The organism is Pantoea sp. PSNIH1, from assembly GCF_007680655.1.
GTDB classification, from domain to species: Bacteria; Pseudomonadota; Gammaproteobacteria; order Enterobacterales; family Enterobacteriaceae; genus Pantoea; species Pantoea eucrina.
On the sequence record NZ_VEIP01000004.1, the window covers coordinates 49,415 to 75,175 of the forward strand.

Sequence of the window (25,761 nt, forward strand, 5' to 3'; positions counted from 1 at the left end):
TAATGTGCCGCTGAAATGTTAGTCTTCAGACTGACTCTCTTCATCCGCCTGCGAGGCGGACGCTAACACTTCCTCTTCTTCAATAGTGAGTACGGCTTTGTTCGCATTCTCGCTATTGCTGTTGCTGATGCCTGAGTTTAAATATCCCATGATTAGACTCCTTTATTAGCAAACCGCTGATTGCGGCAGGGATATATTTAATTAACGTTCACTCTGAATTCAAACCCTGAATAATATAAATGTGCGCCAGATCAATTTATACTTATTGAAGTTTTTGGCAGTTTTATCTTTGATTTTTCATATTACTTTCCCGGAAATATTACTATTTATAAAATAATTCCTTGCCGCTTTATCGTTCATTTTCCGGGTGATTGATTTCAAAGGTAATATCAGAATTTTTATCTGCGCGGCTATGCCTCTTTTTTTCTGAATAATTTCCTGATGGAGTTGCATAAATCAATCATTTCTTATTCCAGGGGAGGTCGGGTTCAGTAAGAAAAAATGTTGATTATTTCCCTCGCCATAAAAAAAGACGGCCCGGGGGCCGTCAAACGCCCCAGCGGTGGTTAAACACCGGGGCAGCGAGGTCACACAATGATGAAGAGGTTAGCCTTTAATACCGCCCGCTGTCAGACCGCTGACCAGCCAGCGCTGTGCCAGCAGGAATACCAGCGTAATGGGAATGGCAGACAACACCGCAGCGGCGGCAAAGTCGCCCCAGAGATAGTTCTGCGGATTTAAATATTGCTGCATACCAACGGCCAGCGTATAGCTGTTAACGTCACGCAGCAGCAGCGAAGCGACCGGCACTTCGGTGACCGCGGCGATAAAGGCCAGAATAAAGACCACTGCCAGAATCGGCACCGACAGCGGCAGCAGCACCAGACGAAACGCCTGCCAGGGCGTTGCGCCATCCAGCGCGGCCGCTTCTTCCAGCGAGCCATCGATGGTTTCGAAGTAGCCTTTAATGGTCCAGACGTGCAGCGCAATGCCGCCAAGATAGGCAAAGATTACGCCGCCGTGCGTATTGAGTCCGAGAAAGGGCACATACTGACCGAGCCGGTCAAACAATGCATAGAGCGCGACCAGCGACAGCACCGCCGGAAACATCTGGAAGATCAGCATACCTTTCAGCAGGGTTGCGCGGCCGGCAAAACGCATGCGGGCAAAGGCGTAGGCACAGGTCGTGGATAGCGTCACGATACCCAGCGCGCTTATCGCTGCGATCTTCACCGAGTTCCACAGCCAGAGCAGTACCGGGAAGGGTGGCGGTGTGACGCTGCCATCCGGCTGAGTAACGCTGAATCCCAGCGCCAGCTTCCAGTGCTCCCAGGAAATCTGCTCCGGGATCAGCGAGCCGGTCGCAAAATTGCCGGAACGCAGTGAAATAGCGACCACCATCAGCAGCGGAAACAGGATGGCGGCAATAAAAACCAGCAGAAGCAGATGCGTCAGCAGCAAACGAAGCTTTTGTGATTTGGGTTGTACCATTGCCATAATTTTTCCTCAGTCAAACTTCATGCGCACGGCTTTCAGGTTGATGACCGCCAGTGCCCCGACCAGCATGAAAATCAGCGTTGCAATCGCCGCCGCGAGGCCAAAGTCCTGCCCGCCGCCGCCCTCAAACGCAATACGCCAGGTGTAATTGACCAGCAGATCCGTGTAGCCGGCGGGCGTGGTAGTCCCGATCCGATCCGGTCCGCCGTTGGTAAGCAGCTGCACCAGAACAAAGTTATTAAAATTAAAGGCAAAGCTGGCAATCATCAGCGGCATAAGGGGCTTAAGCAGCAGCGGCAGCGTGATGCGGAAAAAATTCTGCAGCGGACCCGCGCCATCCATCGCGGAAGCCTCATACAGATCGTCCGGGATAGCTTTTAACAGCCCCATGCACAGAATCATCATGTAGGGATAGCCGAGCCAGGTATTCACGATGACCAGCATGGTACGCGCCAGCGCGGGATCGCTGAACCAGGCAGGCTGGACGCCAAACAGCGCCTTGAGCATGACGTTAACTTCACCAAAACTCTGGTTAAACAGCCCCTTGAAGATAAGGATGGAGATAAAAGCCGGTACGGCGTAGGGCAAAATCAGCATCACGCGGTAGATAGCCTTACCGCGCAGCGCTTCCCACTGCACCAGACAGGCCAGCACCATGCCCACTGCAACGGTCAGGATCACCGTCACCAGCGAGAAGATCAGCGTCCAGCCAAAAATGGCGAGAAACGGTTTCTGGATCCCTTCGTCAGTAAAGACGCGAACAAAGTTTTTCCAGCCCGCGTTAACGGTAAATCCAGGGCTCAGCTGTTCACTGCCCCAGCTGCCGTCAGCCGCAATCTGCTGGTAAAACCCCGTGTCCTGATTAGCCTGATAGCGTACGCCAGTTTGCTGATTTTTCAGCACGCCCTGGTGCCCGGCAACATAGAGCGGACGGGTACCCGAGAACTGGCGTAAGGAGCTCATCACCAGCTCACGTCCATCCGGCAACCGGGCACGGATCTGGCTTAGCGCCTGGCGATGCGTGGTGATGACTTTCAGCGTGGCGCGCTGAGTAGCGGGCAGCGGCGCCTGCTGCAGCGTCAGGGTCTGTACGCTGCCGAAATCGAACGGCGTGGAGACGTAGCGTTCATCGCTGCTGCTGTCGCTGAGCACCAGCTGCCAGCGCCGATCGGCCGGGTAGAGCGCAAAATTCAGCCCGACGCCATCCTGATACTGCCTGCCAAGCAGCACCTGCTGCGCCCGTTCCTGCGAAAGCTGATTGGTACTGCTGTAATTGGTGAACGCGATAGCGATAGTGCAGGCCAGCGGAAACAGCACAAAAATAGCCATGCCGGCCAGGCCCGGATAGACATAGCGCCAGGCATAAGCGCGGCGATTAGCATAAATCCAGATGCCGGTTGCGCTGACAATCAGCGTCATGAGCGCAAACAGGTACTCTCCCTGCACATACATCAGCACCAGCAGATAGCCGACTAACAGACAGCAGCCGCCAACCAGTACGCCTTTCAGCATCTGGCTGTACCGTTCCGTTTTTCCTGACATGATCCGAAATTCCTCAACAGCTGATAAAAAGCCGGACAGCGCCGGCTTCAGACAGGGTTTACTTGTTCAGACGGGTCTGCGCATCTTTCAGCGCGGCGTCCACGCTCTGGCGTCCTTTCAGCGCGTTAAGGGTGGCAGTGCGCATGGCGTACCAGAAGGCGGACATCTGCGGGATGTTTGGCATGATATCGCCGTTCTGTGCGTTGCTCATGGTGGCGGCGATACGCGGATCTTTCTCCAGAATTGCCTGATACGATTTCAGCGCCACGGCGCCCAGCGGCTTATCTTTATTGACCGCCTCAAGCCCGCTGTCGGTCAGCAGATAGTTCTCCAGAAACTCTTTTGCCAGCTCTTTGTTGGGGCTGGCGGCGTTGATACCGGCGCTCAGTACACCGACAAAGGTTTTAGAGGGTTTGCCATTGAGCGTTGGCAGGGTGGTCACCCCGTATTTGATGCCGCTCTTGTCGATGTTGCTCCACGCCCACGGACCATTAACCGTCATCGCCGTCTGCCCTTTATTGAATGCCGCTTCAGCGATGGAGTAGTCGGTATCCGCATTCAGCACTTTGGCTTTGACCTGATCCACAAGGAACTGCATGCCCGCTTTCGCCCCGGCGTTATCCACGCCGGTGTCTTTGATATCAAATCCACTTTGCGTAGGTTTGAAAGCATAGGCACCGCCTGCCGCCAGCAGTGGCCAGGTGAAGTAAGGCTCCTGCAGGTTAAACATGATGGCGCTCTTGCCTTTGGCGCGCAGCTGCTTGTCCAGATCGGCGATGGCTTCCCAGCTTTTTGGCGGTTCGGCGACCAGATCTTTGTTATAAATCAGCGAGAGGGACTCGACCGATACCGGGTAACCAATCAGCTTGCCGTTGTAGCGCACCGCATCCCAGGTAAAGGGAAACAGCTTGTCCTGCACATTTTTGTCAGGTGAGATCTCCGCCAGCAGACCTGACTGCGCATAGCCGCCAAAACGGTCGTGAGCCCAGAAAATGATATCGGGGCCATCACCGGTGGCGGCCACCTGCGGATACTTCTCCTCCATCTTATCCGGATGTTCCACGGTGACTTTGATGCCGGTCTCCTGCTCAAATTTTTTGCCAACCTCGGCCAGTCCGTTGTAGCCCTTGTCACCGTTGATCCAGATAACCAGTTTTCCCTCTTCGATCTTTGCGAGAGCCGAAGCAGAGAACAGCACGGCGGAGAGCGCGGAGAGGGCGAATAAGCGCGAGACGGTTTTCATTGTCATAAGTCCATCCTGTAAACGAAAGCGGGAAGTAAGCGTCCCGTTTATTGTCAGGTTCTGTAGCACGGTTTCATCCTCCTGCTCTCTACGCCTGCAGGCGTAAACGCGTGATCCTGCTTGCAAAAATCCCTGTTTTTATGGGCTGGCGCACACTTTCTCCCGCTTTTTTCTGCGTCTGACATCACAAAAATTTCTTCATCCGGCAGCTGGCAGCCGGCACGCATCCTTTCTCCTCCTCCCGGCTCATCCCCCGTGCATTCACGTTGTGGCGGAGGATGTCAGCGGCTGCCGGGGCTTTCATGATGAGCCACAGAATCGGCCAGCAGTCATATCAGCCAACAGGGCACGTTGAGAGGAAAAGTATTATGGCGAGCGTTGCGTTACGTCATGTCTCCAAAACATGGGGTGAAACCGAAGTCTCGAAAGATATCAATCTTGAGATTGCCGAAGGTGAATTTGTGGTGTTTGTCGGACCATCCGGCTGCGGTAAGTCGACCCTGCTGCGGATGATTGCCGGGCTTGAAACCATCACTAAAGGCGACCTGCTGATCGGCGGCAAGCGCATGAATGAGGTACCGCCAGCAGAGCGCGGGATCGGCATGGTGTTTCAGTCATATGCGCTTTATCCGCATCTGGACGTTGCGGAAAATATGTCCTTTGGCCTGAAGCTGGCCGGCGTCAGGCGCGCCGAGATCCAGCAGCGTGTAAACCAGGTAGCCGAGGTGCTGCAGCTGGCGCATCTGCTGGACAGGCGGCCCAAAGCGCTCTCTGGCGGTCAGCGGCAGCGGGTGGCGATTGGCCGGACACTGGTGGCTGAACCGCGCGTTTTTCTGCTCGACGAGCCGTTATCCAACCTTGATGCCGCGCTGCGCGTCCAGATGCGCATCGAAATTTCGCGACTGCATAAACGGCTGAAGCGCACCATGATCTACGTTACCCACGATCAGGTAGAAGCGATGACGCTCGCCGACAAAATTGTGGTGCTCGAAGCAGGGCGCATCGCGCAGATTGGCAAACCGCTGGAACTTTATCATTACCCCGCCAATCGCTTTGTCGCCGGATTTATCGGTTCCCCGCGGATGAATTTCCTTCCGGTAAAAGTAACCGCCACCGCAATCGATCAGGTTCAGGTGCGTCTGCCCAACAATCAGCTGGTCTGGCTGCCGGTCGAGAGCACCGGCGTGCAGATCGGCAGCAACATGTCGCTGGGTATCCGGCCTGAGCATCTGCTCTCCAGCGACATCGCCGATGTCACGCTGGAGGGAGAGGTGCAGGTCGTTGAGCAGCTCGGCAATGAAACGCAAATCCACATTCAAATCCCCGCCATCCGTCAAAACCTGGTTTATCGCCAGGAGGACGTGGTGCTGGCAGAAGAGGGCGCCCTGATGGGCATCGGCCTGCCGCCGGAACGCTGTCATCTGTTTCGTGAAGATGGCAGCGCCTGTCGCAGGCTGCATCAGGAGCCTGGTGTGTACCCTGCAAAACAATAAAAGCAATGATCTCAGGAGATAAATAAATGATAACTCTGCGCAAACTCCCCGTGGCGATCGCTATCGCTGCGGGTACCCTGTCCGCCTCCTCTATGGCGGTGGACTTCACCGGTTACGCCCGTTCCGGCATTGGCTGGACCGGCAGCGGCGGTGAACAACAGTGCTTCCAGGCGACCGGCGCACAAAGTAAGTACCGTCTGGGTAACGAATGTGAAACCTACGCCGAGCTTAAGCTGGGACAGGAAGTCTGGAAGGAGGGCGATAAGAGTTTCTATTTTGACACCAACGTTGCCTACTCCGTATCGCAGCAGAATGACTGGGAGGCAACCTCACCTGCCTTCCGCGAAGCCAACGTTAAAGGCAAAAACCTGATTGATGCTTTGCCGGGCTCTACCATCTGGGCCGGTAAGCGCTTTTATCAGCGTCACGACGTGCATATGATCGACTTCTACTACTGGGATATCTCCGGTCCCGGCGCAGGCCTGGAAGATGTTGACCTCGGCTTCGGCAAACTCTCTTTCGCCGCCACGCGCTCATCAGAAGCGGGCGGCTCCTACACCTTCTCCAGCGATCGCATCCGCGACTACGCAACCAGCACCGCGAACGACGTGTTTGATGTGCGCCTGGCGGGTCTGGAAACCAACCCGGATGGCGTGCTGGAACTCGGCGTCGACTATGGCCGTGCTAACGCGCGCGACGGGTATCGTCTGGAGGATGGCGCGTCCAAAGATGGCTGGCTCTTCACCGCCGAACATACGCAGAGCATGCTGAAAGGCTACAACAAGTTTGTACTTCAGTACGCAACGGACGCGCTGACTTCGCAGGGCAAAGGGCTGCCGCAGGGCACGAATATCAATAACGACGGCAAAATGTACCGCGTGCTGGATCACGGTGCCATCTCGCTGGCCGAGCGCTGGGACCTGATGTACGTCGCGATGTATCAGAACACCGACCTCGATAATAATCGCGGCAACGAGTGGTACACCGTGGGCGTGCGCCCGATGTACAAATGGACGCCTATCATGAGCACGCTACTTGAGCTGGGCTACGACAACGTGAAGTCGCAGCAGGTCGGCGATCGCAACGGGCAGTACAAAATTACCCTGGCCCAGCAGTGGCAGGCGGGCGACAGCATCTGGTCCCGTCCGGCGCTGCGCCTGTTTGCAACCTATGCCAAATGGGATGAGAAGTGGGGCTATAGCAAAAATGCCGATGGCAACCTGACCACGCTGGCCGCTGCTGACAGCACCGGTAATGGCCTGTTCACCAACAGCCGGGGCGACAATGACGAGTGGAGCTTTGGCGCACAGATGGAAATCTGGTGGTAAGCCTCAGCGTTACCCTGTAACAGAATGGCCGCACCCACCGGTGCGGCTCACCGATTAGGCAGCGCTGGCCATTGCCTGGTGCCGGCGCTGCCTCCAGCTATCAGAGATAAAACGATGAAAAAAACGCTTACCGCGCTCTGCCTGAGCGCTGCGCTGCTGACCGGCGTTACGCTGCCCGCTGTCGCTGATATTAATCTGGTGCCGCAGGATCTCTCCACCGCGCCCGCCGTTTCACCTGAAACTCTGCAGCGCCTGAACTGGCAACCTGCTGACACGTCGCGTGCGGTAACCACTCAGCTGCGCGACAGCGGCACCGGAGATGCTCTGCCGGGGATCCGTGGTCCGGTTGCGGCGTATAGTCTGCCAGCCAGTCAGGGTGAGCTGACCGTTACGCTGAGCAGTGAGGTTGCTGACAACCGCGTGTTCGCGCCTAATGTACTGGTGCTCGATGAAAACCTGCGTCCGGCAGCGTGGTTCCCGTCGCAGTTCTTTGCTTACCAGCAGCCGGGCGTCATGAGCGCCGATCGTCTTGAAGGCGTAATGAAACTGACGCCGGTGCCGGGACAGCAGAAAATTTATCTGCTGGTCTTTACCACCGACCGGGATCTGACCCAGACCACCACGCTGGTCGATCCGGCCAAAGCTTACGCGAAAGGCACCGGCCATGCGGTTCCTGATATTCCCGATCCGGTTGCCACACACAGCCAGAGCGGCAGGCTGAAGCTGAAAGTCTCTACCAGTTCCGCGTCCTCTATTCTGGTCGGCCCGCTGTTCGGTCCATCGGCATCGGCTCCGGTTGTGATCGGCAATACTCAGGCGCCTGCGCCCGCTGCCGTGCGTCCCGCCTCTGCCGTGAAGCCGGTGCCGCTGGAAAACGACACCGAAAGTTACTTCAATCAGAATATCCGTCAGGCGGTCAGCCAGGGCAACATTGATAAAGCGCTGAAGCTTCTGAATGAGGCCGAGCGACTGGGGTCCACCTCAGCGCGGCAAACGTTTATCAGCAGTGTAAAAGGCAAGGGGTGAACCTGCCCCGACAGTGCTGAGTTGCAGCACCTGGTGCGCTCCGGCGCACCTTTTTTATTGCAGAAACCGCCCCGGTCCGGGGCGTCTGATCAGGGGTGCCGCTGACGCACGTGACTGACCTCCTGCAGCAGGTGCGTAATCCCTTCATCCGTAAACATCGCCTCCAGCGAAAGCGTGAGCTTGCGGCGCCAGTTAGGGTAACTGTCCACCGTACCGGGCACGTTTACCGGCCGATCCATATCGAGCCACTCCTCCGGCTGCAGGCCAAGCAGGGCGCTGTTACTGGCCGCCACCAGGTGGTGAACCGCACGGTTTATCGCGCGGCGCATGGGCGCACGGCCGCGCTGAAGCGGATAGCGGTGCGCCAGCGCTCCCTGCTGCTGCAGCGTATGCAGCAGCGCCTTTTTTGCCGCCGCGCGCTCGCGGTACAGACCCGACAGGATCGCTTTATCCGGATAGAGTCCCAGCCTGCTGCCCAGCGTTAAGTCATCACTCTGCCACCAGCCGCGCAGGGTAGGCATATCATGCGTGGTGACAACCGCCATCGCCTGCCGTGGCCAGGCTTCCGGCGGGCGAAACGCGCGCGTTGCCGTCTGCTCAAAGTAGAGCACTTTGTAGGAGTAGACGCCGCTGTCGCGCAGCTTAGCGACAATCGCTTCCGGTACGGTGCCCAGATCCTCACCTATCACCATACAGCGATGGCGCTGGCTCTCCAGCGCAAGAATGGCCAGCAGGGCATCAACCGGATAGTGAACGTAGGCGCCTTCAGCGGCCTTCTCATGTTGCGGGATCCACCAGAGGCGCAGCAGTGCCATTACGTGATCAATGCGCAGCGCGCCGCAGTCGCGCATATTGGCCCGCAGCAGATCGATCCACGGGGTAAACGCACGCATTGTCAGGATCTGCGGATCCATCGGTGGCAGCCCCCAGTTTTGCCCCAGCGGCCCCAGAATATCGGGCGGCGCACCCACGCTGGCCTGCAGACAATAGAGATCGCGTTCGCGCCAGGTCTCTGCGCCATCCTGCGCGACGCCTACCGCCAGATCGCGGTAGAGGCCAACCGGCATCTGCTGCGCGCAGCATACGGACCAGCAGGCCGCGAACTGAGAGGCAGCCAGCCACTGCAGCCAGAGGTAAAAGCGTACTTCGTCGCTATGTTCAATACGAAACGCCAGCACGGCGGCGCTGTCGGGATGCTGATACGCTTCCGGCCAGCTTTTCCAGCCGTACAGCGCAGGATTTTTGGCGCGCTGGTGCGCCTGCAGCGCATCAAACAACGCCTGACTCAGCAGGCTCTGTCCGCCCGCTTTAACAAACGCATCAAATTCCTGCATTACCGGTTCATCCGGCGAACGTCGTCTGAACTGTCTCCAGGCAAGGCGTAAGCCCTCCAGCTTTAGCGCGGTAACGGCGGCGTAATCTACGTATTCGCTGTCACGCGCGGCCGCAAGCCGCTGTTGGGTATCAGGCTGCTGCCACCACGCCTGCGCCGCCTCACTGAGTCTGAAATCCTCCACGCTATTGACGTCGATATAGAGCACATTCAGCCAGCGGCGCGAGGAGGGGCTGTAAGGGCTGGCACCCTCAGGATTAGCCGGAAAGAGGGCGTGCAGCGGATTAAGCCCGATAAATGCGCCGCCGCGCTGCGCGATCTCTGCCGCCATCTGGCGCAGATCGCCAAAGTCACCGATGCCCCAGTTATGCTGCGATCGTAGCGTATAGAGCTGCACGCAGCAGCCCCAGAGCTTGTCGCCGGCCAGCAATGCCGGTGGCTCATAGCAGCGCGGTGGCGCAACAATCAGGCTGCAGCGCGACAGCAGCGCCGGCTGCGTCAGGGTCAGCTGATGATAGCCTTCCGGCAGTGCCGGCAACCGCAGCGTTTCACCAGGCTGGCACTCACCTGACCAGCGCTCGCCCGCTTCACTGGTCAGCTCCCATGCTGCCGCCCCGCTCAGCGCTGGCTCTACTACCACGGCTTCTCCGCCACGAAAAATTGCTACCGGGGGCAGCGCTGACGGTGTAGCGAGAGGCGGCTGTATGATCGTGTGCAGCCACTGCTCGGTGGCGGCCGGAATGCGGCGCGGTCTGCCGTGAGCATCAATATATTCCGGCGCGATCAGCGCTGCCGGAGTAAGCGTTGTCATTGTCATCTTCAGCGCACCGCCTGCCAGATTCGTTGCTGATAGTCACGAATAGCGCGATCGGCGCTGAACATGCCACAGCGTGCGGTATTCAGGATCGCCGCGCGGGTCCAGGCTTCACTATCGGCCCAGCGTTTTTCTGCATCCTGCTGCGCATTGAGATAGTGACGGAAATCGGCCAGTACCAGATAAGGATCGCCACCCTCCGCCCCGAGACTTTTCACCAGCGCATCAAATGCCGTGCAATCGCCGTCGCTAAACGTCCCATCCTCCAGCGCCGTCAGCACCTGATGCAGCTGTTTATCTTTTTTGCGCCAGACTGCCGGGGCGTAGCCCGCGCTCTTCAGCGCGCTGACCTGCTCCACGGTATGGCCAAAGATAAAGATGTTCTCGTCGCCAACCTCGCGGGCAATCTCCACGTTAGCGCCATCCAGCGTACCGATAGTCAGGGCGCCGTTCAGCGCCAGTTTCATATTGCCGGTGCCTGACGCTTCTTTGCCGGCCGTGGAGATCTGTTCCGAGAGATCGGCCGCCGGGATCAGCCTTTCTGCGACCGAGACGTTATAGTCCGGGATAAACACCACTTTCAGCCGATCGCCCACGCGCGGGTCAGCATTTATCGTCATGGCAACTTTGTTAATGGCATAGATAATATTTTTGGCCAGCGCATAACCAGGTGCAGCTTTTGCGCCAAACAGCATCACGCGCGGCGCCAGGTTGGCCTGCGGATCGCTGACCAGCGTCTGCCACAGCGCAATAATATGCAGTAGCATCAGATGCTGACGCTTGTACTCATGCAGCCGTTTTATCTGTACATCAAACAGCGCGTCCGGATTGATCACAATGCCGGTTTTCTGTTCCACCCACTGTGCCAGATCGCGTTTGTTCTGCTGTTTGATGGCGCGATATTCTGCGCGGAATGAGGCGTCCTCTGCCAGCGGCTCCAGCGCGCGCAGCGCGTCGAGATCGGTCAGCCAGGGTTTATTCAGCGAGCGGTCGATCAGTGCAGCCAGTGCCGGGTTGCACTGGTTGATCCAGCGGCGCGGCGTCACGCCGTTTGTCACATTGTGGAATTTCGCCGGCCAGAGCGCGTGATATTCCGGAAAAAGATCCTCTGTCACCAGTTTTGAGTGCAGGGCAGCAACGCCGTTAACGGCAAAACAGGTCACCACGCAGAGGTTAGCCATACGCACCTGATGATTATGCACCACCGCCAGTCTGGCCCAGATGGCAGCATTACCGGGCCACTGCGCCTCAACCTGCTGCTTAAGTGCCGCATTGATGGCATTCACAATCATTATGTGGCGCGGCAGCAGGGTACGGAACAGCGTCAGATCCCAGCACTCCAGCGCCTCCGGCATCAGCGTGTGGTTGGTATAGGCGAAGGTGCGCTGCGTCAGCTGCCAGGCGCTTTCCCAGCTGAAATCATACTCATCCAGCAGCAGGCGCATCAGTTCCGGAATCGCCAGAGTGGGATGCGTATCGTTGAGCTGAATGACTTCGCGATCGGCCAGCGTGTCAATAGCGTGACCCGCCTGCTGATGGCGGCGCAGAATATCCGCCAGCGAACAGGCGCACTGGAAATATTGCTGCATCAGGCGCAGTTTCTTACCCGCCTGATGGTTATCGTTAGGGTAGAGCACTTTAGTCAGCTTCTCTGCATCAATGCCCTGCTTTTCCGCCCGCAAAAAATCGCCGTTATTGAACCGCTGCAGGTCAAATGGCTGCGCGTGGCTCGCCTGCCACAGGCGCAGCGGCTGAACCACCCCGTTCTGGTAACCCACAACCGGCAGATCCCAGGCCTCACCCTGCAGCTGAAACGCCGGGATCCAGCGGTTTTTTCCCTGCTCAGTTTTCACCTTGCCGCCCAGATTAACCGTTACCGTCAGCGCCGCATTATGGCGAAACCAGGGGTAGCGATTTCGCCCCCAGTCATCCGGCCGCTCCTGCTGCGCGCCGTCGCTGAAATGCTGCCGGAACAGTCCGTACTGATAATTAAGGCCATAACCGATAGCGGGCTGACCCGTGGTTGCCATCGCATCGAGAAAACAGGCGGCCAGGCGGCCCAGACCGCCGTTTCCCAGCGCCGGATCGATCTCCTGTTCCAGCACATCGCTCAGCGACTGCCCCTGTTGCTGCAGCAAATCGTTCAGCGCCGGGTACCAGCCGAGGTTAAGCAGGTTATTGCCGGTCAGACGGCCGGTGAGAAACTCCATCGAAATATAGTTAACGTGGCGCTGCGGTCCCGCTGCCAGCTGCGCGGGCAGTTCAGCCAGCAGTTCGGCAAGCGCACCGCTCAGGGCATGCCACCACTGCTGCCGGCTCATCGCCTGCGCGTCGGGCAGGCCAAAGCGCTGCCACTGTCGCGTCAGGGCAGCAGAAAAACGGTCGGAATCAAAAGGTAACTGGGTCATGGCTTAAGCATCCGTCAGAGGAAGAGGTCAGCGTGCATTTTGCCTGCGCCGGTTGTGTATCTCCTCCTCCCCGGCACTATTCAGGCAGGAGGATAGAGAGGGAGGAGAGGGTAAGGAAACTCCGAAAGCGTGACAGGAGTGTGATACCCCTCGCTTTTGTTAAGCCGCGCTGCTGAGTTCGCTTGCATTAAGATGGCGTATGGATAACGTGTATGTCGAATAATTACGAAGCGTAAAATAATACTGCGCAGACGTTAACGGAGGAGCGTGCGTCGATGTTGATCCCGTCAAAACTGAGTCGTCCTGTGCGCCATGACGCCATGGTGGTCCGTAGCCGTCTGCTGCAGAAACTGAATGCCGCCGCCGTTTACCGGTTAGTGCTGATTACCAGTCCCGCAGGGTACGGTAAAACCACGCTGATTTCGCAGTGGGCGGCAGAAAAGCGCGACCTGGGCTGGTATTCGCTGGATGAGGGGGATAATCAGCCGGAACGGTTTGCTGACTATCTGATTGCTGCGCTGCAGCAGGCCACTCAGGGCAGCTGCAGCCGCAGTGAATCACTGGCGCAAAAGCGGCACTACGTTAATCTCAATGCGCTTTTCTCGCAGCTGTTTATTGAGCTGGCTGACTATCAGCGTCCGGCCTGGCTGGTTATTGACGATTACCATCATATTACCAATCCGGTTATTCATGAGGCGATGCGCTTTTTTCTGAAGCATCAGCCGGAAAATCTGACCCTGGTGGTGCTGTCGCGCGGTCTGCCACAGCTGGGCATCGCCAATCTGCGCGTGCGTGAACAGCTGCTGGAGCTGAGCAGCCAGCAGCTCGCCTTTACGCACGATGAAGCTAAACAATTTTTTGATAACCGGCTGCAGGCGCCACTGCCCGGTGAAGAGAGCGACCAGCTGTGTGATGATGTGGCTGGCTGGGCGACCGCACTGCAGCTGATTGCTATCTCAGCCCGGCAGGGCGCAGGCTCAGCGCAGGACTCCGCGCGCCGTTTATCAGGCATCAACGCCAGCCATCTCACCGATTATCTGGTTGAGGAGGTTTTGGATACTGTCGATGCCGATACCCGCCAGTTCCTGCTGAAGAGTGCGCTGCTGCGCTCGATGAATGATGCCCTCGTGACGTCAGTCACGGGTGAAGATAATGGCCGCATGCGGCTGGAGGAGATTGAGCGGCAGGGGCTGTTTTTGCAGCGCATGGATAATGCGGGCGAGTGGTTCAGCTACCATCCGCTGTTTGGCAGTTTTCTGCGCCAGCGCTGTCAGTGGGAGCTTAGCGCGGAGCTGCCGGCCCTGCATCGTGCGGCGGCGCGAGGCTGGATGAGGCAGGGTTTCCCGGGCGAGGCGATCCACCATGCCCTGGCCTCGGGTGATACCGATATGCTGCGCGACGTGCTGCTGGAGCACGCCTGGACCCTGTTTAATCAAAGCGAACTGGCGCTGCTGGAGTCTTCCCTGCGGGTTCTGCCATGGCCACTGTTGCTGGAAAACCCGGAGCTGGTGCTGCTGCAGGCGTGGCTGATGCAGAGCCAGCATCGTTTTTCCGAAGTTAACAGCCTGCTGGCGCAGTTTGAACAGCAGCGCTGCTGTGAGATGGATGCCTCTCTGCAGGGCGAGCTGCACGCAATACGCGCTCAGGTGGCCATTAACGATGGCAATGCGGAAGAGGCCGCGCAGCTGGCGCGTCTTGCTCTGCAGCTGCTGCCGGCGTCGAAAAGCTACAGCCGCATTGTCGCGACCTCTGTCCACGGTGAGGTCATGCACTGTAAAGGAGAGCTGGCTGATTCACTGGCGCTGATGCGTCAGACAGAGCAGATGGCGCGGCAAGAAGAGACCTGGCACTACGTTCTCTGGAGCCTGATCCAGCAGAGCGAGATTCTGTTTGCGCAGGGATTTTTACAATCGGCATGGGAGATGCAGGAAAAGGCGTTTCGTCTGGTTCACGAACAGCATCTCGCACAATTTCCGCTGCATGAGTTTCTGTTACGCATTCGCGCGCAGCTATTCTGGGCCTGGGGTCGGCTTGATGAAGCTGAACAGGCGGCTCGCAGTGGTATGCAGGTACTGCGCGGCTTTCCTCCGCAGCAGCAGATCCAGTGTCTGGGACTGCTGATCCAGTGCTCGCTGGCGCGGGGTAATCTGGATAATGCCCGGTCGCACATTACCCGGCTGGAGAATCTGCTCAATAATGGCACGCTGCATATCGACTGGATCGCCAACGCGGATAAAGCGCGTATCCTTTACTGGCAGCTGACCGGGGATAGCGCCAGCGCCAGTCAGTGGCTGCGCGTTACCTCCCGGCCGGCCAGCGCCAATAATCACTTCTTACAGGAGCAGTGGCGTAACGTGGCGCGGGCACAGCTTCTGGCGGGCGATCTGATTCAGGCGGAAGTGATTCTGGATGAGCTGAATGAGAATGCCCGGACGCTTCAGCTCACCAGCGATTTTAACAGCAACCTGCTGCTGCTTAATCAGCTTTACTGGCAGACTAATCGTAAACCCGATGCACAGCGGGTGCTGATTGCCGCCCTGAAGCTGGCGCGCAGTACAGGGTTTATGAGTCAGTTTGTGATTGAGGGCGAGATCATGGCGCAGCAGCTGCGGCAGCTGTTGCAGCTTTCGGTGCTGGAAGAGATAGATGAACATCGCGCCCGCCGCATCCTGCACGAAATTAATAAGTATCACCGGCATAAATTTGCCCATTTTGATGAGGGCTTTGTCAGCCGTTTACTCAACCACCCCGATGTTCCGGAGCTGGTCCGCACCAGCCCACTGACGCAGCGCGAATGGCAGGTGCTGGGTCTGATCTATTCCGGTTACAGCAATGAGCAGATTGCCGGCGAGCTTGATGTCGCCGCTACCACCATCAAAACCCATATCCGCAACCTCTATCAGAAGCTGGGAGTGACCCATCGCAATGAAGCCATGCACGAAGCGCGGTCGATGTTGAGACTAATGGGGTATGTGTAAACGTCGTTAAGCGATACGCAATCCCGTATTACGCGCTATACCTTACCAGTGCGCTTGCACCGGGACAGATGCCGGCAGATTACTTTTGAAAATAAGTAGCGCCATAGCCGGAATCGCCCGTATTATGTGACAACGTCACTAAAAGCGGGTTATTCCGGCTCTCACTCTGAATTTGCATTTTCTGACATTATTAACTATTGAAAGCAGTTAGTTACAGGCGTCCTGGCCAGACTTCGCTATGCTGAATAGTGCGCTACGCTAATATTATGTGCCTTAACGCTGCGAGGTAAGAGAAGGATGCTGCTGAGAAAAAAGAAGTTACGTTCGCACAGCGAAGATCGCCTGCTGGCGCTCACGCTGGCGACCACTGCAGGTATACTTAACGCCATGGCATTCGGTGCTTTTGGTTTTTTCCCCTCCCATATGACCGGTAACACCTCCCAAATCTCCGCTGAAGTTTCAGGCTCCGATCTGCAGGATCTGCTGTTTCTGGCCGGCTTAATTCTGGCATTTGTTACCGGATCAATGATCGCGCGCCTGACGGTTGCCTGGGGGCTTAAACGCAATATCAGGACCATTTTTTGTCAGGTGCTTTTCGTCGAGGGGCTGCTTCTGCTGATGACGTCAGTGGTAGAGATCCTGTGGTACTCCGAACGCAACAACGGTGAAATCCTCGTCACGCTCGGCCTGCTGATGGGGATCCATAATTCCACCTCGACTCAGCTTTCATCCGGTCGCGTCCGCTCAACGCACGTAACCGGTACGCTGACCGACGCCGGTATTGCGCTGGGCTCGTTTCTGCGGGCAACGTTCAGCAGCAGCGAAGCGGGGGAGCGCCATCTGCATCGCAAGCTTCTTTATACCCATCTTGTGACCATCTTCTCTTTCCTCACCGGCTGCGTGGCGGGGTATTTACTGTTCCGGCACTTTGGCTTTGACGCAATGGCTATGCTGGGGATCGCGCTTTCGCTGATTGCCGCAGGCGGCATCGCCCGTACGCTACATCTTACCGGCGTGCGTTTCTGGTAACCCGACAAACTACACAGCACTCGGTGCTGTTTTTTGCTGATAAAACCGGCAACGCTGGGTGAATTCTGCAGGGTAACCAGTGCTGCAATACCTGCAGAATTCACGTAGCGACGCCGGTTTTTTGAGCTGAAGCACCACGCCAATCATCACAACTCCCGTCAATACCCTCTTTATAAGTTCATATAAGTCCCATTATATGAACTTATGTACATAAAAGATCATTAGCAGTGACAGCCGTTGTTCTCACTGAGCACTACGCGGGGAGTATTCAAACATAATCGGTAAGGTATCGGGACACACACGCCGCGCGCGAATGATTTTCCCTGCAGCGTTCATCCGCAGGCAGGTGGCAACTGAAGAAAGATATCGTGTTCCACATATATCGTTCTGCTTAAGCTCTTGCCTTCAGTGAAACGGCGCGCGTGATAACGGAGTGTAATGAGCAATTAACACCAGCTGCTCACGTTGCCCACAGGCTTCAGTTGACACCCTGCAGCGGGTCAGGCTTGAAGCTGGTATTCAGAACCGAGAGGTCAACAGTTTTGGCTGCCCGCTCTAAATCATAAGCGGCCTGAATGCGCAGCCACATCGCAGGCGTACTGCCAATCACGGCCGATAATTTGATCGCCATCTCTGGCGTTACCGCCGTTGCTCCCGATACTATTCTTGAAGCGGTAGAGGGGGCTACAGCTAAAGCACGCGCCAGTTCTCTGATACCGATCTGAAGATCTTCCATAATATCGGCAATGATTTCACCCGCGTGCGGGGGGTTGTGCATAGTCATTAATGATAATCCTCATAATTCAGAATACAGGCGTCACCATCTTTGAATTCAAAAGTGATTCGCCAGTTTCCTGTCACCGTGATAGACCAGATACCTTGTCTGTCACCTTTAAGAGGATGCAACCTGTAGCCACTAAGGTTCATATCCTCAATTTTCTCAGCCAGGTCAATTACCCTCAGGCGCATACGTAGCCGCTTCTCATGAGCTGCGTTAATCTTGCGGGTAGGGCCGGTTGTATAAAATTCTTCAAGTCCTTTATGTAGCCAGGTTTTGATCATCCTTGTATCCCAGTGTTGCTTAACAGGGAACACTATAGCATGTGTTGCATGGTAAGCAACATCTCATGGCGTGTAATTTAAGAGATGAACGTTAAGATAAAAAGGGAGAATAATTGTCTGGACTAGCGGGGCTACAGATGAACTAAAAAGATAGTTCATTTAACATAATCATGATTATGCGCACTTAAACGCGTGTAAGGCACAGCGCATATTCGCGCGTGCCTTACACCTTGCCGGATAAGTTTATCTGCACCAGACTATTTTGCCGTCAGCATGCCGTGCGGATCCAGCACATATTTGGCGGCAACGCCGGCGTCAAACTGAGCGTACCCCTGCGCCGCTTCTTCAAGCGGGATCACTTTGGCATTAACGATTTTCGCAATCGGCAAACGATCGTGCAGGATGGCGTTCATCAGCTGCCGGTTGTAACGTACCACCGGGGTTTGCCCGGTATGGAACGACTGCGCTTTAGACCAGCCGAGACCAAACTTCAGGCTCAGGGAGCCTTCCTGTGCTGATTTATCGTGCGCGCCCGGATCTTCCGTCACATACAGACCCGGAATGCCGATATTACCGGCCACGCGGGTGATCTCCATCATCTGATTCAGCACCACCGCCGGCTGCTCCTTGCCGGAATGGCCGCGCGCTTCAAATCCGACGGCGTCGATAGCTGAATCGACTTCCGGCGTACCAGTGACCTGCGCAACCATCTCTCCCAGGCGGTCATGCTGACTCAGGTCGATCGGCACAAAGCCCATTTTCCTGGCGTGCTCCAGACGCTCTTTGTTGAAGTCACCTACCATCACCACCGCCGCACCGAGGATCTGTGCTGAGGCCGCCGCGGCCAGGCCAACCGGACCGGCGCCTGCAACATAGGTGGTTGAGCCGACGCCCACACCCGCGTTGATCGCGCCGTGAAACCCGGTCGGTAAAATGTCAGACAGCATGGTCAGATCCAGAATCTTCGCCAGTGCCTGGTCACGGTCAGGGAATTTCAGCAGGTTAAAGTCCGCATAGGGCACCATCACATATTTCGCCTGCCCGCCTACCCAGCCGCCCATATCAACATAGCCAAACGCGCCGCCCGCGCGTGCCGGATTGACTGTCAGGCAGACGCCGGTATCGAGTTCACGGCAGCACCGGCAGCGCCCGCAGGCAACGTTAAACGGCACAGAGACAATATCACCGACGTTAAGCATCTCAACGTCAGCGCCCTTTTCGATAATTTCACCGGTAATTTCATGGCCGAGCACCATACCCGCAGGCGCGGTGGTACGTCCGCGCACCATATGCTGATCTGAGCCACAGATATTGGTGGAGAGCACTTTCAGGATCACGGCGTGCCCAATCTTCTTGCCGGCCGGATTAGCAAAGACCGGATCGGCAATATCCTGCACCTCGACTTTACCTGGCCCCTGATACACCACACCGCGGTTGGAATTTGCGCCCATAAAATCTCCATTATATGTTGATATGCACATTAACTGCCGGACACTTACGAAACCGTAAGATAATAAAGAGTGATGACGCGTTAAATCTAATACGCAATAGTGCGTAATTAAACAGGGAATGGATTACGCGTGCCGGAGTTGTGACTGGCTTCATGAATGCAACAAGTGGCTATACAGGAAAACCCATTAAATACATGTAGATAAATATATTAATTTTGAAATATCCGCGTTATGTCGCAAACTGACAGTACAATGTCGCACAGTGATACGCTATTAATTAAAACAGTTATTCGGGCAGGGAATTATTATTATCTCACCTGCCATTTCCTGCTTATATTTGAATAGAAGATAGCGTAATGAATGGCACGCATTATTTACGGTGCGGCGGTTTCTCAAACCACGGCGTGATCAGTAAATGCGGGATAGCGAGCGCGGCCAGCGCGGCAAACAGTGAACGCACGCCGGCGGTATCGGTGGGCTGCATCATAAACATGATCAGTACCGCCAGCAAAATAGCTGCCGTCAGCACCGGCCAGACGGCACGCAGGTAGTCAGCGTAATGTCTGAACCCCAGCAAATCGCGCCGTTCGCGGGTCTGCGGTAGCGCATGCAGGATCAGAAAGCCTACAGAAAAACCGACAAAAGGCGGCAGAAGCAGCAATGCCAGCGTCCCGGCCAGCAGACGCCTGTCGCGCCGTACAATGCCTGTCAGCAACAGCGCTGCGGCGGTAAAGCCGCCCGCTATAGCCAGACCCGCAGTCACGCTATCCGGCATGGCAGATGCCAGCCCGGCCTGATGTAAAATCGTTCTGTACGCTGTCAGATGCAGCGCGGCAGGCGTTGCAATCAGACTGATGCCGCGCGCCAGTCGTTCAGCCAGAGAGCCGTGCGGCGCATCTTCCAGCGCAAAATGGATGGCAGAGGCGAGCAGAAAGCCCGGTAGCGCGATTGCCGGACGCCAGTGCCACCAGAACAGGCACAGCACAATCACTACGCCGTAACCTGCCAGAAAAGCGCACTGCTGTTCGCGCCTGACAATCTCAAGATCGCTTGCACCGTGCGCCATGCCGATAATGCCAATGGCCACGACGGCAAACAGCAGCTGAACCGGCAGCGGGCTGAAAGAGGCAGCCAGAGCTGCCCCCCAGAGCGTCAGCCAGCCGGTATGCTGCCGCAGGATCATACCCGCACGGCACCATCGCGTTTTGCGTAGCGCAACGCTTTTTCCAGATTCGCCGCCGCGTAAAAGGCGTAGAAAACTTTGGCGATAATATCGAGAATCAGAAATGCCCAGATTGAAGCAGGATCAGAAATGATCTTCAGCCCTTCCGGCCCGATCAGAAATACCACCGGATAGATAAACCAGACCACCGTCAGCAGCGCCACGTTTTTGTTGTAGGCGCCTGCCAGTGCGCTGCCCCGCTCCGCCGCCATCGTACGCAGCGGTCCCCACAGCAGATAGATCACGCCGAGGAATGCAGCGCAGGACCAGAAATACCAGACCCATTTTCCTGCTGCGGTTTCCGCCAGCGAGGAGACAAGACCGGTCACAATCATCATCACATCCAGCACGATAATAGCGGTCAGAAAGCCACCCATCTCGCCTGGCTTGCCATGCTCATGAAAGGCCAGCATAACCAGCCCCGCCAGCAGAATCGGCGTGGTCACAGACCAGTCAGCATAACGCGCCATATAGACCGTCGTGCCGCTGTCCAGGGTGAGGTTGCCATAGCCAAACGCCATTGCCAGATACGCCGTAGCGGCAATAAAAGGCACTGATGCATGCATCAGGGTGTGGTGACGGGAGGGAAACGTTTTACTGCCGGTGGCGTAAATCGCCAGTGATGCAAGCGCCATCACTGAAAATCCAATGATAAATGCAGTCTGATCCATGTTGATTGCTCCTGTACAGCGGCGTCATTATCACGCCCGCTGCGCTGCCATAGAAAATTAAAAGGTAATGTTATATTCCGGGAGAGAATACGCTTAAAGTATATGGCGCTATTTGTATTATGCCATTATTCAAAGCCATGATGGTCTTCAGTAGAAAGAACTGGAAAAAAGTATCGTCCTCCGCGGGACATTATTTGTTTTTAATCAGGCATAAAATGTAATTTTTTATGTAAAGAAGAGTATACAAAATAGACACTTGCGGTTTAATGAAACAGAAAGTTAATTAATTTACTTTAAAATCAAAAATATAAATAGATGCTGCTGCACCAGCCTGATGTAGTGCACAAAAGGGATTGATGCAGGAAATTTATTTACCTGCATCTCTGATTTTCATTTTCTGCTATCAAAGCAATAACGCTGCTTTAGCGTGCAATAAACCTTTCGGGGAAGTCGGGAGAGAGGTGCTTAACGTCGTCATAGCGGCCAAAAAGGCGATAGCGGTTGCGGGCAATAAGGTTATATATCGCGTTGCTTACCGCATCGGGGAAATAACGCAGCAGCGCAAAAATACGCCAGCGACTGTGAAGGTTTTTCATTACGCGACAGATTGCCTGGGCGCGCAGCCAGTGTCCGTTTTCACCAATCAGCGCGATGGTGCGGATATCGTCAACGGGCATGCTGACATGACGCAGCAACGTTTTGCCCTCCTCACTCTGCACGGTGGCAAACCGTACCCGCCGATCCAGCCGGTGTCGCAGCAAAAATGCCACCCAGCCATTGCAGAGTTTGCACACGCCGTCGTAAAGCACTACCTGTTCACCAGGCCTGAGATAGGGAATAGTCATGTAAGCGCCCACGGGATGAAGCGGCGGCATCCTCCTGACGCCGCCAGCCTGCATTAATCGATCAACTTCTCCAGGGAAAGCGGCAGATCGCGAATGCGCTTGCCGGTTGCGTGATAAACAGCATTACTGATGGCCGCAGCCATACCCACAATACCCAGTTCGCCCACGGCTTTTCCGCCCATCAGCGTGGCGTGATGATCCGGCTCACCCACGTCGATAGTGATAATTTCCGGTACGTCAGCGTTAACCGCAATCAGATAATCGGCGAGATTATTGTTCACGATGCGGGCGTTACGCGGATCGACCGCTCCACCCTCCAGCAGCGCCTGCCCGAGCCCCATCACCATTCCGCCAATCCACTGGCTGCGCGCCAGTTTCGGATTATAAAGCCGTCCGCTGTCAAAGGCAGAGACCATACGTCTGACGCGCACCGTACCGAAATCCTCGTCAACGCGCACTTCAACAAACTGGGCACCCCAGCTGTGTGAAGAAAATTCTTCCGGCGTGGTCATTCTCGACATCGAGTGCACCGCTTTATCACGCTCCTCTGCACTTTCGTCCGGCTTAAAGGTACCGTCCGTTACCGCCAGCGTCTCTTCACCGCTCAGCCGCACCAGATCGCCCAGCGGCACCGCACGCTCCGGCTGACCTTTCAGGCACACGCCTCCCGCGCAGAGCGTCAGCTGTTCAGCGTCGGTCTGCGGGAACGGAGCATCGGAAGAAGCACCTGCCAGCGCGTAGAGCCGGTCACGCAGCGCCACCGCCGTCTTATGCACGGCACCGGTCAGGTTGCCGGCCAGCTGCGAACCGCCCGCCACGCCGGCACGCGGCAGCCGGGTATCACCCAGTTCAACTTTAATGCGGGTAGAGTCAAGACAGAGCACTTCTGCCGCAGTCTGCGCCAGAATGGTGTAGGTTCCGGTGCCGATATCAGCACCTGCACTCTGCACCACCAGCTCACCCTGACTGTTGAGGATCAGGCGCGCCTCAGCCGGGGCTTTGTTTACCGGATAGGTTGCCGTTGCCATGCCCCAGCCTATCAGCTCGCGGCCTTCGCGCATTGAGCGCGGTGCCATAGTGCGATCTTTCCAGCCGAACGCTTCAGCCGCTGCGCTGTAAGCCTCTTTCAGACGGCGCGTACTCCACGGCAGATTTTCCTGCGGATCCTGTTCTGCATAGTTGCGCAGACGCAGCTCCAGCGGATCGATACCCAGCGCATAGGCCATCTCATCCATCGCCACCTCAAGTCCGAACGCGCTCGGGTTCTCGCCGGGCGCACGCATCCATCCTGGCGTAACGGTGTTGATAGCAGCCACATAATGACGCGAATAGACGTTTGGCACATCGTAGATACGTCCGGTGACTTTGTTCGTCCCTTCCGCGAACGTGTCAATGAGCGAGGTATCGCTCAGTCCTTCATGCAGGATCGCCAGCAGTTTTCCATCCTGTGCGGCACCCATCTCAATAGTCTGCTGCGTCGCCGGACGACCGCCCAGTCCGGTAAAGGTCTGCGGGCGCGACAGCGCCACTTTCACCGGACGCGTCAGCGCGCGCGATGCCACGCAGGCCAGCGCCACATGGGTATAGGGCACAGGTTTTGATCCAAAACCGCCGCCCACATAGGGAGAAATCACCCGAACCTGCTGCTTCTCAATGCCGAGCCATTCAGCTATTTCAGTCTGTGCTCCCATCACCCACTGGCTTGGCTCCCATACCGTGAGCGCATTATCCTGCCATGAGGCGATGCAGGCGTGCGGTTCCATCGGCATGTTATATTCACGCGGTGTGGCGTAGCAGCTTTTGATTTTCACTTCTGCCTGCGCCATCGCCTGCTGCGCATTACCCATTTCAACGGTAGCGCTCTCCTGGCGCTCTGCTGCCGGATCGTCCATCCAGACCAGCGGCTTCGCTTCCTCATAGCGCACTTTCACGAGGCTGGCAGCCCAGGTCGCCTGCTCAAACGTTTCTGCCACCACCAGCCCGATGTTCTGACCGTTATGAATGATTTTGTCATCCTGCAGCGGTGTGTAGGTAGACTGCGCCGCGCCGCCGTCAGCAATGGCGGTGGGCTTGTTGATCTTCAGCGGATTGAGATGGGTATAAATCGCCACTACGCCAGGCTGCTGTTCCGCCTCTGCGGTGTCAATATCCGTCATCCGGCCGCTGGCGATAGTGGACTGCACCACCACGCCATATAGCATATTCTCAGGCTGATACTCCGCTGCATAGCGCGCGGCGCCGGTGACTTTCACCACGCCGTCGCCCCGACTGCGTCCGGCACCGAGTGCCTGATAGTTCTGTTCCTGCTTGTCCATACAATTTCCCCGTTACGCCTTGCCGCCAGCCTGAAGTAGTGCACGTGCAATCACGCGCGGTGTCAGCACTTTTTTGTGCTGATTCTGCGGCAGGGTTTTCGCATCCTGCACGATACGCTCTGCGGCACGACGCAGCGTCTGTTCATCAAACGGCTGGCCGCGCAGCGCCCCTTCCACCTGCTGCGCCCGCCAGGGTTTTGTCGCCACGCCGCCGACGGCGATACGCACGTCGCGGATCCGGTCGCCATCCAGCTCAATACCGACAGCAGCGCTGGCGGCAGCAAACTCATACGAGCTGCGATCGCGCACCTTCAGGTAGTGCGAATGTTTCAGCGCGGCGGTGCGCGGCAGTTCCACCGCGATAATCATCTCATCGCTGGCGAGATCGTGCTCGAGATGCGGCGTATCGCCGGGCAGCAGATAGAACTGATCGATCGGGATACGGCGCTCCCGCTGTGCGGCATTGCGCACGATAACCACGGCATCAAAGGCGGTCAGTGCGACAGCCAGATCACCCGGATAAACCGCAATACAGCTGTCACTGGTACCCAGAATGGCGTGGTTGCCGTTAATGCCCTCCAGCGCGGCGCAGCCCGAGCCCGGATTGCGCTTATTACAGGCGCTGAACGTATGCGGATCGCGGAAGTAAACGCAGCGGGTACGCTGCAGCAGGTTGCCGCCGATGGTGGCCATGTTACGCAGCTGCGGCGACGCCGCCTGCCACAGGCTGTGATAAATCGCCGGCGCTTCACGCTGACACTCTGCGTGATGCTCCAGTTCACTCATGCGCGTCAGCGCGCCAATGCGCAGGCTGTCAGAGCTGAACGCAATTTCACGCATCTCCTGCAGGCCGCTGATATCCACCAGCGCTGCAGGCTGTTCCACGTCACATTTCATTAAGTCAATCTGCGTGGTGCCCCCTGCCAGAAACCGGCTGCTGGCACGCTGCTTCTGCTGCAGCGCCTGTTCAGGGCTGCTCGCCGCAAGGTAGTCAAACGGATTCATCGCGCCTCCGAACTGAGATCGGCGGCGGCCTGCTGAATAGCGTCGACGATATTAGGATAAGCACCGCAGCGGCAAAGATTACCGCTCATATATTCCCGGATCTCATCGGCAGATCCGGCATGTCCTTCGGCAATGCAGGCGGCGGCAGACATGATCTGCCCCGGCGTGCAGTAGCCGCACTGAAACGCGTCATGCTCCAGAAAACGCGCCTGAACCGGATGCAGCGTGCCATCAGGTCGCGCCAGACCTTCAATAGTGGTGACCTGCTGCCCGTTGGCCTGTACAGCCAGCGTCAGGCAGCTCAGCACCCGCTTGCCATTGATATGCACGGTACAGGCGCCGCACTGGCCCTGATCGCAGCCCTTTTTTGTACCGGTCAGCGTCAGGTGTTCACGCAGCGCGTCCAGCAGCGTCACGCGCGGGTCGACGCTAAGTTCAATGGGCTGCCCATTGACTTCGAGGTGCAGTTGTATGTTTTCTGACATGGCTCATTTCCAAT

At 56.7% G+C, this 25,761-nt stretch carries 20 protein-coding genes; 5 read left to right on the forward strand and 15 right to left on the reverse strand.

Going from position 1 to position 25,761, the window contains the following annotated elements; all coding sequences use genetic code 11:
• Positions 1-18: 18 nt before the first annotated feature.
• The 4 genes from FS690_RS18530 to malE all read right to left on the reverse strand — a co-directional run bounded on the left by FS690_RS18530 (position 19) and on the right by malE (position 4,288).
• Positions 19-150 (reverse strand): hypothetical protein, encoded by a 132-nt coding sequence (locus tag FS690_RS18530; RefSeq protein WP_255402130.1) that lies wholly within the window; start codon positions 148-150, stop codon positions 19-21.
• 456 nt (positions 151-606) lie between these two features.
• Positions 607-1,497: a maltose ABC transporter permease MalG gene (gene malG, locus FS690_RS11715; RefSeq protein WP_145339651.1), complete on the reverse strand. Its 891-nt coding sequence runs from the start codon at positions 1,495-1,497 to the stop codon at positions 607-609.
• A gap of 9 nt (positions 1,498-1,506) precedes the next feature.
• Complete coding sequence (gene malF, locus FS690_RS11720) at positions 1,507-3,039, reverse strand: maltose ABC transporter permease MalF (protein WP_145339652.1); 1,533 nt, start codon at positions 3,037-3,039, stop codon at positions 1,507-1,509.
• 58 nt (positions 3,040-3,097) lie between these two features.
• On the reverse strand, positions 3,098-4,288 hold the full coding sequence (gene malE, locus FS690_RS11725; protein ID WP_071668331.1) for a maltose/maltodextrin ABC transporter substrate-binding protein MalE: 1,191 nt from the start codon (positions 4,286-4,288) through the stop codon (positions 3,098-3,100).
• 362 nt (positions 4,289-4,650) lie between these two features.
• Between malE and malK the strand changes: the two genes are divergently transcribed.
• From malK to malM, 3 genes are all read left to right on the forward strand, one after another.
• Positions 4,651-5,775 carry a maltose/maltodextrin ABC transporter ATP-binding protein MalK gene (gene malK, locus FS690_RS11730; protein WP_040113486.1) on the forward strand — a complete coding sequence of 375 codons (1,125 nt, stop codon included), beginning with the start codon at positions 4,651-4,653 and terminating at the stop codon, positions 5,773-5,775.
• A 26-nt stretch (positions 5,776-5,801) separates the two neighbouring features.
• Positions 5,802-7,103 (forward strand): maltoporin, encoded by a 1,302-nt coding sequence (locus FS690_RS11735; protein ID WP_040113487.1) that lies wholly within the window; start codon positions 5,802-5,804, stop codon positions 7,101-7,103.
• A gap of 114 nt (positions 7,104-7,217) precedes the next feature.
• Positions 7,218-8,129, forward strand: a complete 912-nt coding sequence (malM, locus tag FS690_RS11740; protein ID WP_145339653.1) for a maltose operon protein MalM — start codon at positions 7,218-7,220, stop codon at positions 8,127-8,129.
• A gap of 89 nt (positions 8,130-8,218) precedes the next feature.
• On the opposite strand, the gene malQ is transcribed toward malM, so the two are convergent.
• Positions 8,219-10,273, reverse strand: coding sequence for a 4-alpha-glucanotransferase (malQ, locus tag FS690_RS11745; protein ID WP_145339654.1), 2,055 nt, complete (start codon positions 10,271-10,273; stop codon positions 8,219-8,221).
• A gap of 8 nt (positions 10,274-10,281) precedes the next feature.
• A complete protein-coding gene (gene malP, locus FS690_RS11750) occupies positions 10,282-12,684 on the reverse strand; it encodes a maltodextrin phosphorylase (protein ID WP_108569855.1) in 2,403 nt (800 codons plus the stop codon).
• 275 nt (positions 12,685-12,959) lie between these two features.
• Here malP and malT point away from each other — a divergent pair, with 275 nt between their 5' ends.
• Both malT and FS690_RS11760 read left to right on the forward strand, forming a co-directional pair.
• On the forward strand, positions 12,960-15,662 hold the full coding sequence (malT, locus tag FS690_RS11755) for an HTH-type transcriptional regulator MalT (protein ID WP_071668334.1): 2,703 nt from the start codon (positions 12,960-12,962) through the stop codon (positions 15,660-15,662).
• Positions 15,663-15,959: 297 nt separating this feature from the next.
• Positions 15,960-16,691 (forward strand): YoaK family protein, encoded by a 732-nt coding sequence (locus FS690_RS11760; protein ID WP_145339655.1) that lies wholly within the window; start codon positions 15,960-15,962, stop codon positions 16,689-16,691.
• Positions 16,692-17,169: 478 nt separating this feature from the next.
• Here FS690_RS11760 and FS690_RS11765 read toward each other — a convergent pair whose 3' ends face one another.
• The 9 genes from FS690_RS11765 to FS690_RS11805 form a co-directional block, all read right to left on the reverse strand.
• Complete coding sequence (locus FS690_RS11765; RefSeq protein WP_040113493.1) at positions 17,170-17,475, reverse strand: HigA family addiction module antitoxin; 306 nt, start codon at positions 17,473-17,475, stop codon at positions 17,170-17,172.
• Positions 17,475-17,753, reverse strand: coding sequence for a type II toxin-antitoxin system RelE/ParE family toxin (locus FS690_RS11770; RefSeq protein WP_145339656.1), 279 nt, complete (start codon positions 17,751-17,753; stop codon positions 17,475-17,477). Before FS690_RS11770 ends, FS690_RS11765 begins: the two co-directional genes overlap by 1 nt.
• A gap of 257 nt (positions 17,754-18,010) precedes the next feature.
• Positions 18,011-19,204, reverse strand: a complete 1,194-nt coding sequence (fdhA, locus tag FS690_RS11775) for a formaldehyde dehydrogenase, glutathione-independent (RefSeq protein ID WP_071668338.1) — start codon at positions 19,202-19,204, stop codon at positions 18,011-18,013.
• Between the two features lie 370 nt (positions 19,205-19,574).
• Positions 19,575-20,387: a beta-carotene 15,15'-dioxygenase, Brp/Blh family gene (locus FS690_RS11780; protein ID WP_104085651.1), complete on the reverse strand. Its 813-nt coding sequence runs from the start codon at positions 20,385-20,387 to the stop codon at positions 19,575-19,577.
• Complete coding sequence (locus FS690_RS11785; RefSeq protein WP_145339657.1) at positions 20,384-21,097, reverse strand: bacteriorhodopsin; 714 nt, start codon at positions 21,095-21,097, stop codon at positions 20,384-20,386. Before FS690_RS11785 ends, FS690_RS11780 begins: the two co-directional genes overlap by 4 nt.
• A 422-nt stretch (positions 21,098-21,519) precedes the next feature.
• Positions 21,520-21,942, reverse strand: coding sequence for a thiol-disulfide oxidoreductase DCC family protein (locus tag FS690_RS11790; RefSeq protein ID WP_145339658.1), 423 nt, complete (start codon positions 21,940-21,942; stop codon positions 21,520-21,522).
• Between the two features lie 53 nt (positions 21,943-21,995).
• Positions 21,996-24,257 (reverse strand): xanthine dehydrogenase family protein molybdopterin-binding subunit, encoded by a 2,262-nt coding sequence (locus FS690_RS11795; RefSeq protein ID WP_145339659.1) that lies wholly within the window; start codon positions 24,255-24,257, stop codon positions 21,996-21,998.
• 12 nt (positions 24,258-24,269) lie between these two features.
• A complete protein-coding gene (locus FS690_RS11800) occupies positions 24,270-25,262 on the reverse strand; it encodes a xanthine dehydrogenase family protein subunit M (protein WP_040113496.1) in 993 nt (330 codons plus the stop codon).
• Positions 25,259-25,747 carry a (2Fe-2S)-binding protein gene (locus FS690_RS11805; RefSeq protein ID WP_071668343.1) on the reverse strand — a complete coding sequence of 163 codons (489 nt, stop codon included), beginning with the start codon at positions 25,745-25,747 and terminating at the stop codon, positions 25,259-25,261. The genes FS690_RS11800 and FS690_RS11805 overlap by 4 nt, the downstream gene beginning before the upstream one ends.
• Between the last annotated feature and the right edge of the window lie 14 nt (positions 25,748-25,761).